Here is a 12,255-nt window from a genome sequence, read left to right on the forward strand (position 1 = left end):
CGACGGCCGCGAGGCGTACGGCATCGAACTCGCGGAACAGGGCGTGGCGGACACAGTCGTGCTGTCCAATCCGTACGGCAGATCGGATGCCGTCATGAAGAAGTACTGCGGGGTGCAGACCGACGCGTACAGCGTGCTGTGCGAGAAGCCGGTTCCCAGTACGACGCGTGGTGAGGCGATATTCACCCAGAAACTTGCTCAGGAGCGAGGGTGGGACCACGTCGTAGTCGTGAGTTGGCGCTACCACCTGCCCAGGGCGCAGTACATCTTCGGGCAGTGCTTCGGCGGCGAGGTATCGATGCAGGCCGTGCCTCGGGCGTACGACTTCTCCCTCGTCCATTGGGAGTACACCTATCTGTATCAGCTGGCAGGGTTCGCGAAAGCCGCGGTGCAGGGCGACTGTCAGAATTTGCGGTAGAGCGTCAGACCCGAGCTGTACAGCAGGAAACCGAACATCGTGCAGGCGATCCCGCCGATCACTGCGGCGGCCAGGAAAAGCAGCCCGCTTCGGTAGCGCCGCTCGCGGATTCGAAGCACCGTCAACAGTGCGATCGACGTCATCGGGGCGAGCGCCCCGAGAAATCCGGCGCACACAAGTCCGACGAACCACTGCGGTGGCGTCGCGGCAGTCGCGAATCCCAGAAGCGTGCACGTCACGATCGTCAGGACCAGGATGCGCTTGGGGTCGCTGACAGCTCGGGTTAGGTGGTGATGGAGCAGCGCGGCCGACGCTCCACCCACCGCGACGAGAAGGAGGACTGTCATCGAGTTCGCTGCACCGGACGAGTGACGAGCGCGCCTGCAGCGAGCGCAGCGACGGCGACGACGGGGGTCACGACGATGTAGACCACGGAGTTCCATGCGCCGTCGTGGGTGATGCCCTGCAGGGCGTAGAAGCTGAACGTGGTGAAGCCGCACGCGAGGCCCATTACCCCCGCCCGGGGAATCGGTGCCGGCCGGCCGGACAGATAACCGAGAGCGCTGCCCAGAAGTAGGCATCCGACCACATTGATGCCGAACGTGTTGATCAACAACCACTTCGGTGTGTCTCGCCACTGCCAGATCTCGTACCGCACCACCGCGCCGAGCGCACCCCCGACTGCGACCGCCGCACTCTCGGTCAGACGGGTGGGGGCCACATGACAGACCCTATCCTCAGTCGACGGGAGGCAGCACGCTCTGCCGTGGCAGATCACAGTCGGCCTCGGGTATACAGTCGGACTCGGGTATGTTGTCACCTGTGACGCTAGACGAGTCAGGGCTCGGCCCTCAGCATTTCGACGTGGCAGTGGAGTGGCGCGACGATGTCGTGATCGTGACGGTGTCAGGAGAACTCGACCTGGCCACGGCGCCGCAGCTGTCGGAGTCGATGAAGTTGGTGCTGGACAAGGCCCCATCGGCCGTTGTCGTCGACCTGTCCCACGTCGGCTTTCTGGCCTCGGCTGGAATGTCGCTTCTTGCCTCCACTCATCAGCAGCTCGACGGTTCGACGGGATTTGCGGTCGTGGCGGACGGGCCGTCCACCGGCCGACCATTGACTCTCGTCGGTTTGCACGAGGTCTTCGGCATCTTCGCCACTGTCGGCGAGGCGCTGTCCGCGCTCGGCGCGGGTAATTCCTGAGCTTTCGGGTATGACGGGTTCATGATGGCAATTGCATTCGGCGGAGAAGACGCCGTGGCTGCTGCCGCCCGACCCCACGCCGAAACAGTTCACGAGGACGTCATGCACCTGATATTCGATGGCGAATCTGCTGTCGCGGAGCGCGCCTCGTCTCTCAGGGTGGAGCTCGGTCACTGGCTCACCGGGCTGCAGGTAGCACCAGAACGGGTGTACGACGTAGTGCTCGCAACCTACGAGGCGCTGGCCAACGCCGTCGAGCATGCCTATGCGTCCGATCACGGGCCAGGCACCCTCGACTTGTTCGCGAACTACGTGTCGGCGACCGGACGGATCGAAGTGACGATTCGTGACCGCGGGGCGTGGTCGGTACACGAACCTGACTCGACTCGCGGGCGAGGCGTCCCGTTGATGCACGCGCTCGCCGATTCGACCTCGGTCACCTCGGACGACGAGGGAACGACCGTTCGGTTGGTCTGGAACGCGCCTGCTTGACTGCTTTCCCAAAGGCCGGACAGTGTCCTTTGTGAGAGAGCACAATGCACTCATCAGCGGCGCTCTGCACACTCGGGGCGTCGGGGGTGGAGGCTCAGATGGACACATCACAGGTTCCCGGGTCGGTGGGCGCGGGGCGATTCCGATTGTTCACCCGTCGACCGTCCGCTCCGTGGGTTCAGCAATGGGATGCCCGCGAACTGGACACAGGGCGTGAGATGACGCTGACGCTTGTTGACGTCGACGTGATCAGATCCAGAGATCCGTCCGCGGATGCCGTTCGCAAATTCAGAGGAGCAGTCCGGGCCACTGCCCGCGGTGACGTGCGAATCTTCGACTTCGCCCCCTTCATCGTGGTCGTCGGTGAGTCCGGTTCGGAACCCGAGTTGTTCGATCCGGTGCAGGCCGGGGCGAGAAGCACATCCCCGCAGAACCGTTCCGTCGTTACCTTCGTCGCCGCATCGGCGGTACTTGTCGCCGTCTTGGGCATCGGTGGCTGGATGCTCACCACCAGGATGTTCGGCGGAGATTACGGTGACGTGCGGAACGTCGTCGCGATCCCGGCCATTCCCACGGCGGACGTCTCGCCGACACCCTCCGCCGAACCGATACTGCCGGCCGGGGCGCAGGTGTGGTCAGCCGTGCGCGCGCCCGACAATGCGGACGAGGCAGTACTGGCTGTCGACGCCGACCCGGTCACGTCCTGGTCCACCGACCTCTATCGAGAGCCCTTCGGTGACCCCGGCAACGGTATCGGTGTTCTCGTCTCCTTCGCACAACCCACCGACCTGGGCGCAGTGTGGGTTGCGACGCCGAATCCGGGAGCACTCGTCGAGATCAGGACTCCGCCGGAGGAGAACGGGACGTTGGCATCGACCCGTGTCCTCGGTTCCGGCGTTCTGGGCATCGGAAGGAGCGACATCGTCGTCGACGCTCCCGACGGCCTGACCGGGGTTCTGGTGTGGGTCGGTGAGCTGGCTCCGGTCGGAACCCAGTTCGGCGCCGAGTTCGGCGAGTTCGGCTTCACTCGGAAATAGAAGTTCCCATCGGCGTCGAGTTCTGGTGGTCGACGAACTCCCGATTTCGGTGATTCACTATCGAGCATGGGTGAACCGGACCAAGCTATTTCGCTGCCCAATCTGCGGGTGCTGTGGGTCTTCGTTCGGCCACACCGGCGGACACTGATCTTCGGCATGCTGCTCGGACTCGTCGGCACCGGCGCTTCGCTCGCGACGCCGATGGTCACCAAGTCCGTTCTCGACGGTCTCGGGTCGGGGCAATCCTTCGGTGGTGCCGTAGCCCTGCTCGTGCTGCTTCTCGTCATCGGATCCGCTGTTCTCTACGTTCAGTGGATCATGCTCGGGACGCTCGCGGAGCGAATCGTTCTCGACGCTCGAAAGTCGATGGTGAGCAGGTATTTTCGTGCCACTGTCGGCAGCCTTGCAACGAGGCCGACCGGGGAGTTGGTCACACGCGTCACCTCGGACACGGTTCTTCTTCGCGAGGCGGCGTCGTCCGCGCTGGTGGCCATCGTCAACAGCACCATCGCGTTGATCGGCGCTCTTGTCCTCATGGCAGTCCTCGACCTGGTGCTTCTCGCTACGATCTTCGTCGCCATCGCAATTCTCGGCACCATGTTCGCCAAGTTGATGCCGCCGATCGCGGAGGCGCAGAAGCAAGCACAGGAATCGGTGGGCAGGCTCGGTGGCCGCCTGGACGGTGCGCTGCGGGCGATCCGAACCGTCAAGTCCTCCCGCGCCGAGCAGCGGGAGTTCGACAGGGTGATCGCCGACGCCCGCGATTCCGCCGAACACAGTGTGCGAGCGGTGCGTACGTCCGCGCTGGCGTGGACGGTCGCAGGCGGCGGGATCCAGCTGGCGATCATCGGGATCCTCGGCATCGGTGGGTACCGCGTGAGCATCGGCGCGCTCGCTGTCTCCAGCCTGATTGCGTTTCTGCTCTACGCATTCCAATTGATGGACCCGCTGTCTTCGTTGACGACGAACTTCACCCAACTCCAATCCGGAATGGCGGCCGCAGCGCGAATCCGGCAGATCGAACAACTCGAGATCGAAACGTCGGCGGAAACCGTCGGGAATACGGTTCCAGCAGTGCACGATTCGATTCTGAGCTTCCGAGGCGTGACGGCGCGCTACCGGCCCGGAGGCGCACCGGCCGTCGAGGAAATCTCGTTCGACGTACCCGCCGCGGGGCACACGGCGATCGTCGGGCCGTCGGGAGCGGGAAAGACCAGCGTCTTCTCGCTCATCCTGCGGTTCCTCGAGCCTGTCGACGGTGAAATACTGCTCGGCGGAACATCGTACGCAGACCTGTCCAACGACGATGTCCGCAGCGCGCTCGCCTACGTCGAACAGGAGACACCCACAATCCCAGGGACTGTCCGAGAGAATCTCCTGTTCACACATCCCGATGCATCGGAAGCCGACATCTGGCGCGCATTGGACTCGGTGCATCTCGGTCGAAGCGTGCGGGAGTTACCGGACGGGCTGGATACCGATCTCGTCGGGTCCACCGTCTCCGGCGGTCAACGTCAGCGAATTGCGTTGGCGAGGGCGATCGTTCGAAGTCCGCAGGTGCTGCTACTCGACGAGGCGACCGCGCAGGTGGACGGCAGGACCGAGGCCGCGATCCACGACGTCATCCGGTCCATCGCGTCGACCCGGGCCGTCGTGACCATCGCGCACCGGCTGTCCACCGTGCTGGATGCCGACACGATCCTGGTGATGGAGGACGGCCGGATTCGGGCCAGGGGGACCCACGCGGAGCTGCTGCAGTCGGATTCGCTGTACCGGGAATTGGTCGAGGCGTTGAGGATCGGGGATTCCGCGGGTGTCCGGTGACTCCGTCCCCAGTGGCGCGGTTAAGTGTCTTCCCGTGCACTTAACCGTGCCACTGCGGCGGAGCCGCAGGCAGGGGTGAAGGGCGGAGCCGCGCTCACAACGCGCTGAGCTCCCTCCGCAACGTTGATTCGGTGTGCCGAATCGCCTGGCCGACAACCGGTTCGACCAGCGCGCCCAGTGCTCGGCCGGCGAGCCCGCCCGGGAAGTTGTAGGCGAAGTCGACGTCCAACCTCGTCCCACCATCCGGTGTGTCCGCGAACGACCATGTCGACACCGTCGAGAAACCTTCGACCGAGGACAGTGTCAGCGATCGACCCTCGATCCACTCGGTGACGCGAAGTGTGGATCGGAGCGTCTTCGGACCGATCTGCATTTCGGCGGCGTAGAGGGCGTCGAGTCCGTGGTCGATGTCGCCGATGGGTTCGAACGATCGGACGCCGAACATCCAATTGGGCACAGACCGGTAGTCGTCGACGTACGCGAACGCACGCGAGCGTGGGACGTCGGCGACGGCGGAGTGTTCGATGACGGGCATGGCGTCCGATAGTACATGTAACTGACGGCGTCACATATATTTGACCTCGTCTCAGGGGCGGACCGACGCCTCGGTCGACGCGAACGCAGGGCCGGCGAGGAACCAGATCCCGAGAATCAGGCCGAGTGGAGCGATGTTGCCCACGAGCGCCGCAGACTGCTCGCCCGACGCGACCGTGAATGCGAGCACGAGTAGCACGAGCGCAGCGATGCCACACGCCACGACGGCCCGGAACCAGTCTTCCCACAGGTAGCGGCGGTACTCGACGGTGTTCTTGGTGATCTTCACAGGTGCCGGACCGCCGAAGAATCTGTGGGCAACCCGCACGTCCACCCAGCGAATCAGTGCGGGACCGAAGCCGACGCTGAAGCCGAGGTAATACGCCGCGAGGTGGTGGACCCCGCCGACGGGCGTTCCGCTGGCCAGATCGAACGCGACCGCGATGATCAGCACGACGTCCAGAACCGGCACCGATGCCAGGATCCACCTCGCCGCTCGACGCCTGCGCAGGACGTACCGCACGAGTAGACCGACGGCTATCAGTACCCAGAAACCGAGCTCACACAGGACAATGACGGTTGCGACGGCATTCATCTGTGCATGTTCGCGCGAGATGCGCGGCTCGCACATCAGCCGACCGGGCGAGAGGCCGGTCCTCCCTTCGGAGGACCGGCGGCCGGGCCAGTGCAGGGGCCGAGAGGAACCGGATCAGCGCGTCGTCGACGTCGGAGTCTCGGAGCTGTCGTCCCCTGCTCCGGGCTCGTCGGACTCTGCTGGCTCGTCCGACTCGGTGGACTCTTCCGTGGTCGTCCGTCCGCGCGGAGGTCTGGTGGTCGATTCGTTCGACTCCGACGATGTCGTGGTCACTGCAGAGGTGGTCGGCTTCGGTGTGGTCGGCGTCGCAACCCGCCAGGTCGGCGACGGAGGAACGGTGATCACCGAGGAACTCGTGGCAGTGACTGCGACGCTGAGGTCCGAGCGCAACGCCGGCGGCTGCACCCTGTCGCCTCCGTCGTCGAAGGCGCCGCCGAGGGCGCCAATCGTCAGTCCAGCTACAACAGCGACTCCGGCGATTGCCACCGTCGAAATCGCGATGACTTTGTCGCGCATCGTTGTTCGGCCTTGTTCTCGAGGTGCCGCGTCGGCTTCTGCGGCGCTGTTGCGAGAACGTTACCGTAGACCGCGCGGTGTTCGCTCAGCTAAGCAACCGCATCCTGCGTCGACGCGCCTCGTCCGCCGCCGAAACGGTGCTCCCAAACATCGCCCACGAGGCGGTGGCCCTGCCATCGTCGCCCGTCGAGTGTCTTGCGCAGTTCGGTAGTCTGCCGTACTGCCCATGTCATGGCTTTGCTGTCGGTGGGCAGCTCGGCTTCGGCGAGTAGTTCGTCGTCGTCGGTTCGCAACTGATACTTCGGCATGCGGCACATCATGCATGACAGCGCGCGAATTGTCTTGTGCGACAGCGATACGGACCGACTTCGTCACCGTTATCACCACTACAGCGCTCGGTCTGTCGTTCGATCGCGGTACAAACGGGCGGAACGTCAGAGTAGGTGCAGGATCCTGGGCACGGCGTCGGCGATCTGCTGGCCGATCTGCTCGTACACCTCCAGCTCACGCCGGTACGGATCGTCGATGTCCAACGCGGCGACCGTGTGCCGTGAGCGAGCATCGGCGATCTCGGCGATCGTCCGCGCTCCGGATGCCTCGGCGAGGGCGACGGCTTCGAGGAGAGTGAACGTCGTGCGGAGTTTGCGCGGTGCGACTGCCAGCACGGCATCACGGTGACGAGCTGTCATCGTCAGGATGAGATCGGCCTCGTCGGCGATTCTCGGGGTGATGCGACGCGCGACGAACCCGTCGGAATCGCCGCCCAGTTGACGCAGGACGGTCGCGGCGTCGGGATCCATCTGGTGTCCGGTCAGACCGTGCGTGCCCGCGCTGGACGACGTCAACTCCTGGCCGCGTTCGCGCGCGTAGGCCACGGTCAGTCGTTCGGCCGTGGGTGAGCGGCAGATGTTCCCGGTACAGACGAAGAGGACGTGCACGCGGGCCAGACTAGTGGGTGGCAAAATCTCGGCGGCAACCTGACGCGATCCCGGTGTCGAACCGACAACTATCGGTCCTTTCTACCGTCGAGAGCCCACAAACCGGGCTGACGTCGTGTGGACGCGCAACAAGCGGACCGGAGGCATCCTGAACTAGCGGAAAAGCAACTGTGATCGCATTTGGGCAGCGCTCACGCTACAGTGATGCCGAGCGGGGGCTTCGAGATTGGATCGTTACACATCCTGTCGGCGAGTCCCTTCGCACGTCCAAGTGAGGCAGGTCATGACTGAGGTTCTCGGTGTGTCGGTGGGGGCCAGTGCTGTCCGTATGGCACGTCCCGACCTTCGCCTGCACACATCCGGCGAGCGTGAACTCGACTTTCGCCACGACACCGTCGACACCCAGCGGGATCGAGCAGAAGAACTCGCGGCCGAAACCATCGGCGTCGTTCTTGCGCAGAACTACGGCGATCGTGGTGTCGAGGCCACCGGTGTTGCCTATCGAGACCAACAACAGTTCGGTGACATCCAGCAAGCCATGTCGGTGCAGCGTCTCCACAACTATCGATTGGTACCCGAGGCGCGTGCGGCCTTGGCGTATCTCGAAGCGTCCGGCGAGATCGGTGATTTCGGAACGATCGCACTCTACGATCTGGGTAGCTCGGGTCTGACCATCAGTGTCGTCGATCGCGCCACCGGCAACGTCCTTCTCGCCGAGCGCACCACGGACATCAGCGGGTCGGACTTCGATCGGCTCATCTGCGACAACCAGCTTGCCAAGCAGGGTGTCGCGCTTCAGAATTCGGTCGGTGTGGAGGAGTTCACCACTCGGTGCCGCATCGCGAAGGAACAACTGTCGACGTCGGGCGCAGTGTGCCTGCCGGGCGAGAGCGGTGTGATCCTCATTTCCCGCGAATCGTTCGAAGCTCTCGTGACTGTCCCGATCGAGTACTCGGCGCGGCTCGTCCGTGACGTGATCACCCGGTCGCCGCAGCGCGTGGATGCACTGTTCCTCATCGGCGGCGGAGCTCGGATTCCGCTCGTCGAAGCGATCCTGCGTTCCTGGACGGGCCTGCCCGTCGTCACTCCCGCCGAGCCGGAATCGGTGGCCGCCAAGGGCGCTGCGCTTCTCGCTACCCCGGTTCGCGACGCTCCGGCCGTCACGCCGCCGTCGGTTCTCCGCGACGGGCCGGCAACACCCTCCGGGGCGCGGGCGTTGAGCGGCGCGCCGGAGTGGCTCAGCCCCGAACCGGTCGATCGCTCGGTGACCTCGAAGCGCAAGATCAGGGGCGCGGCTCTCGTTGCCGGTGGTCTTGCTGCCGTCGCAGCGCTGGGTCTGACGCTCGGCTACGGCGGTTCCGAGGACCCCACCAGTGCTCCTGCCGACAGCGAGCAGCCGCTGACGACGGCTCCGCCGACGACCTCGCGCACGACGACCACGTCGCTCCCGCCGACCACCACCGTGGAGGCTCCTGCCCCGGCACCGGCTCCTGTCGAGACCTACGAGGCCCCGGTGTACGAAAGGCCTGCTCCGGAGCCCGCGCCCGCTCCGGCTCCGCCTCCATTGATTCCGGGTCTGCCCGACTTCCAGTTGCCGCAGATCCAGCTACCGCCGCCACCGGTGTTCGAGCTACCTCGGTTCTGACCAGACGCTCGCTCAGGCTGCCGGTAACCGCAGGTGCGCAACGACGCCCAGGTGGTCGGAATTCGGAATCGATACCGGGGTCACCTCGATGGCGTCGACGTCGTCGCTGGCCACCACGTGGTCGAGCCGGGCGAGCGGACCGGACGACGGGAATGTCCGGAACAGGCCTGCGCCCGACGCGTCGGCGGCGTCGATGAACCCGTTCTCGGTCAATCGGCGGAATTGACGGTGGTCTCCGGTTGCATTGAAGTCTCCTGCGACGAGGACCGTCCCGGGGTAGGAGTCCATGAGCCTGCGCATGTGCGCGAGGTCCTCGGCCCATTGGACGGTGTGGCGCGGAGTTGCCGGCGACATTGCATGGAACGACACCACCGTCAGGTCGACGCCGTCGACGACAGTGTTCGCCTGTACCGGGACGAATCCGAAGTCGGCGAGTGTCTGGCCGTCGGTGAGCGGCGTCCGGCTCCACAGCCCGGTGCCGTCGGCGACAGGGAGCGCGGCGGTGAAGCTGTACGGCAGCACATCCTCGATCCCCGCGGCGGTGAGGTCTGTTTCCTCGCTCGGGGTCAGCTCCTGTACCGCGAGGAAGTCTGCGTCACTGCTCCTGACTTCGTCGACGATGGCTGCCGCGTCGGCGTCGCCGTGCGCCGCATTGATGGTCAGGACCGTGATCTCGGCGCCGGACGCGGTGTGCTGCTCCGCGATGAATCCAGGAATCTGAATCACGGCAAGTACGACGGTGAACACGAGGGCCACTGCGACGCCGAGCCGAGACTTCGCGACCGCGAAGAGTGCTACCGCCAACGCCGCCGGGAGTGCAGCGAAAGGCATGCCGACGAGTAGAGCAACGAGTGTGATTTGCGTCACGCCGTGCTGTCTGGCGACCAGCATTCCAGCCAAGGCCAACAAGAGTGCAGAACCAACCGCAATGGCTGTTCCGCGAATGACGCGTCGCAATTGTGGTCGCCTCCGGTGCTTCGAGCCGCAAGCGGCATTCGGTCGATAATCCATTGTCTAGACTCCACATATGCCCAGCTCAGTCGCTATCTGCAAGTGTGGCCACCTGCAAACCGCACATCAGCATTACCGTCGGGGAAGCGACTGTTCTCTGTGTGAATGCCCTCGATACCGACGGCCGTTCCTGTTGATCCTGACCAGGCGGGTAAATCGTTAGCCGAAGTATCTCCTAACGAGCATACCGGCCGAAATTGTGCGATAAACAAACCGATTGGTTAGAATCAGCTGTTGAATCAAGGCAATGCGGGCAATTCGGCGTGGGGACCGTGAGCTTGTGATCCGGCGAGAGGCACACAGCGATGAACATGTCGATCGGCTCGACCATCACCCAGGGGAACCAGGAAGCCCAGGCAAGGACCAGTGAGCAGCGCCTACTGGCGTTGCGCCCGGCGGAATACCAGCCACACACGATCCACGCACACGATCGGGTATGGACCGAGACCAACTGCTACGTGGATCTGTGGATTGAACTTCTTCATTCTCTCGGGGCGGATCCGGTGCCCGCGCTCGCCTTCGTACTCAGTGCCGACTGCGATGGCAGGCAGTGGGACTTCGTCAAGATGCAATCCGAGGACCTGCGCACCCTGTACGGAATCGACGTCGGCGAGATGAACGTCTGGCGCCCGGTTCTCGCGCACGTGCGCGAAGGATTGTCCGACGGTGTTCTGCTGACGGTGGAGGTCGACGGCTTCTGGCTTCCCGACACCGCGGGCACCAGCTACCGCAACCAGCACACCAAGACCACGATCGTGCCGAACTCGGTCGACGAGGCCGAGAAGGTCCTCGGCTATTTCCACAATCGGGGCTACTTCGAGCTGTCCGGCGCCGACTTCGACGGAGTGTTCAACCTCGCCCCCGAGCCGCACGAGGAAGTACTCCTTCCGTACATCGAACAGATTCGGCTCGGGCGAAACACCATCGCGGACGGCGTCGGGGAGCGAGATCTGGAGGTGGCCCGCGCGCACCTGTCGCGACGAGCCCCGGGGAATCCCGTCGACCGGCTCGCCCAGCGCATCGTCGCCGACATTCCCCGCGTGCAAGCGTCCGGACCCGACGCGTTTCACCTGTGGTCCTTCGGGCTGCTGCGGCAGTGCGGCGCGACAGCCGAACTCGCGGCAGACCTGGTCGGGTATCTCGCCGGACGTGGCGCGGACGGCATCGAAAACGCGGTCCCGCACTTTCTTCAGGTTGCGCAAGGCGCAAAGGCCGTCCAATTCCGGATGGCCCGCGCCTCTCGCGGTCGCGCAGTATCGCTCGACGAGCCGCTCGCGGACATGGCAGCCAATTGGTCAGCGGCAATGAACATCGTGTCGGCTGCCCTGTGACATCCTGCTCTTCGTGAGTACGGACTACCTCGACGGCGTCGAATGGCGGCTCACTGCGACCCCCGCCGGCGCGTACAGCCATCCCGACGAACTCCCCGCCGATGCTCGGTGGCAGCCCGCCCAGGTGCCGGGCACCGTCGTGTCGTCTGTGAAGAGTGTCGGTGACCTGCAGCCGGATTCGCTGGATTGGTGGTTTCTGGCGTCGGTGGAGGCACCCGAGGGTATCGCCATGACGCTGACCTTCGGAGGAATCGCTACGCGAGCGACCATCTGGATCGGCGGCGTCGAATCAGCGCGGACTCGCTCGATGTTCGTGCCGGTGTCGCTCGACCTCGAGGCGGGATCCGGGGTCGTACATATCGCGGTGCGCGTCGAGTCGATGGACGCGCATCTGAAGAAGAGACGGCCACGCGGACGGTGGCGTTCGTCGCTCGTGGCTCAACAGGGGCTCCGGCACGAACGCACGACCCTCCTCGGGCGGGCGCCGGTGTACGGTCCGCTGCCGCCCGTCATCGGTCTGTGGCGTCCCGTCGAACTCCGTCAGCGCACGACGGTGCGCAACATTCGAATGCACGCGGCCGTCCAGGGCACCGACGGGACCGTCCGAGTGCGAGCCGATCTCGGGGCACCTGCGGAATCCGTCGTAGTGCGGGTCGGTACCGAGAGAATCTCGATCCCCTCGAATGCCGACACGATCGATGCCTCGGTGGT

Annotated in this window: 16 protein-coding genes; 8 read left to right on the plus strand and 8 right to left on the minus strand. The window is 64.7% G+C overall.

Annotated elements, in window-relative coordinates; genetic code table 11:
• Positions 1–418, plus strand: a 418-nt coding sequence (locus tag A2J03_RS09955) for a YdcF family protein (RefSeq protein WP_068372855.1), incomplete at its 5' end; no start/stop codon positions are given.
• Here the strand turns inward: A2J03_RS09955 and A2J03_RS09960 are convergent.
• Both A2J03_RS09960 and A2J03_RS09965 read right to left on the minus strand, forming a co-directional pair.
• Entirely contained in the window at positions 403–765 is a 363-nt protein-coding gene (locus tag A2J03_RS09960) for a hypothetical protein (protein WP_068372857.1), read from the minus strand. The two genes, A2J03_RS09955 and A2J03_RS09960, sit on opposite strands and share 16 nt — an antisense overlap.
• Positions 762–1,139 carry a fluoride efflux transporter FluC gene (locus A2J03_RS09965; RefSeq protein WP_231912472.1) on the minus strand — a complete coding sequence of 126 codons (378 nt, stop codon included), beginning with the start codon at positions 1,137–1,139 and terminating at the stop codon, positions 762–764. Before A2J03_RS09965 ends, A2J03_RS09960 begins: the two co-directional genes overlap by 4 nt.
• A gap of 101 nt (positions 1,140–1,240) precedes the next feature.
• On the opposite strand from A2J03_RS09965, the gene A2J03_RS09970 reads away from it, so the two are divergent.
• From A2J03_RS09970 to A2J03_RS09985, 4 genes are all read left to right on the plus strand, one after another.
• Complete coding sequence (locus A2J03_RS09970) at positions 1,241–1,621, plus strand: STAS domain-containing protein (RefSeq protein WP_231912473.1); 381 nt, start codon at positions 1,241–1,243, stop codon at positions 1,619–1,621.
• 21 nt (positions 1,622–1,642) lie between these two features.
• Positions 1,643–2,113 carry an ATP-binding protein gene (locus A2J03_RS09975; protein ID WP_231912474.1) on the plus strand — a complete coding sequence of 157 codons (471 nt, stop codon included), beginning with the start codon at positions 1,643–1,645 and terminating at the stop codon, positions 2,111–2,113.
• Between the two features lie 98 nt (positions 2,114–2,211).
• Positions 2,212–3,150: a hypothetical protein gene (locus A2J03_RS09980; RefSeq protein ID WP_068372860.1), complete on the plus strand. Its 939-nt coding sequence runs from the start codon at positions 2,212–2,214 to the stop codon at positions 3,148–3,150.
• Positions 3,151–3,216: 66 nt separating this feature from the next.
• Positions 3,217–4,974, plus strand: coding sequence for an ABC transporter ATP-binding protein (locus A2J03_RS09985; RefSeq protein WP_068372863.1), 1,758 nt, complete (start codon positions 3,217–3,219; stop codon positions 4,972–4,974).
• A gap of 94 nt (positions 4,975–5,068) precedes the next feature.
• Here A2J03_RS09985 and A2J03_RS09990 read toward each other — a convergent pair whose 3' ends face one another.
• The 5 genes from A2J03_RS09990 to A2J03_RS10010 form a co-directional block, all read right to left on the minus strand.
• A complete protein-coding gene (locus A2J03_RS09990; RefSeq protein ID WP_068372866.1) occupies positions 5,069–5,509 on the minus strand; it encodes an SRPBCC family protein in 441 nt (146 codons plus the stop codon).
• A 51-nt stretch (positions 5,510–5,560) separates the two neighbouring features.
• The gene (locus A2J03_RS09995) at positions 5,561–6,103 is read right to left on the minus strand and encodes a hypothetical protein (RefSeq protein ID WP_068372884.1); all 543 of its coding nucleotides are present in this window, start codon (positions 6,101–6,103) and stop codon (positions 5,561–5,563) included.
• Positions 6,104–6,217: 114 nt separating this feature from the next.
• Positions 6,218–6,619 (minus strand): hypothetical protein, encoded by a 402-nt coding sequence (locus tag A2J03_RS10000; protein ID WP_068372869.1) that lies wholly within the window; start codon positions 6,617–6,619, stop codon positions 6,218–6,220.
• An 89-nt stretch (positions 6,620–6,708) separates the two neighbouring features.
• Entirely contained in the window at positions 6,709–6,927 is a 219-nt protein-coding gene (locus A2J03_RS10005) for a hypothetical protein (RefSeq protein WP_156520306.1), read from the minus strand.
• 126 nt (positions 6,928–7,053) lie between these two features.
• A complete protein-coding gene (locus A2J03_RS10010; RefSeq protein ID WP_082897740.1) occupies positions 7,054–7,557 on the minus strand; it encodes an arsenate reductase/protein-tyrosine-phosphatase family protein in 504 nt (167 codons plus the stop codon).
• 283 nt (positions 7,558–7,840) lie between these two features.
• On the opposite strand from A2J03_RS10010, the gene A2J03_RS10015 reads away from it, so the two are divergent.
• Positions 7,841–9,202 carry an Hsp70 family protein gene (locus tag A2J03_RS10015; RefSeq protein ID WP_068372874.1) on the plus strand — a complete coding sequence of 454 codons (1,362 nt, stop codon included), beginning with the start codon at positions 7,841–7,843 and terminating at the stop codon, positions 9,200–9,202.
• Positions 9,203–9,214: 12 nt separating this feature from the next.
• On the opposite strand, the gene A2J03_RS10020 is transcribed toward A2J03_RS10015, so the two are convergent.
• Entirely contained in the window at positions 9,215–10,069 is an 855-nt protein-coding gene (locus A2J03_RS10020; protein ID WP_231912475.1) for an endonuclease/exonuclease/phosphatase family protein, read from the minus strand.
• Between the two features lie 449 nt (positions 10,070–10,518).
• Between A2J03_RS10020 and A2J03_RS10025 the strand changes: the two genes are divergently transcribed.
• Complete coding sequence (locus tag A2J03_RS10025; protein WP_231912476.1) at positions 10,519–11,544, plus strand: DUF1839 family protein; 1,026 nt, start codon at positions 10,519–10,521, stop codon at positions 11,542–11,544.
• A gap of 13 nt (positions 11,545–11,557) precedes the next feature.
• Positions 11,558–12,255 (plus strand): glycosyl hydrolase 2 galactose-binding domain-containing protein (locus A2J03_RS10030; RefSeq protein ID WP_442971338.1); only part of this gene is annotated, 698 nt, incomplete at its 3' end.

The sequence above is a fragment of the Rhodococcus sp. EPR-157 genome (genome assembly GCF_001647195.1).
In the GTDB taxonomy this organism is placed as follows: domain Bacteria; phylum Actinomycetota; class Actinomycetes; order Mycobacteriales; family Mycobacteriaceae; genus Rhodococcoides.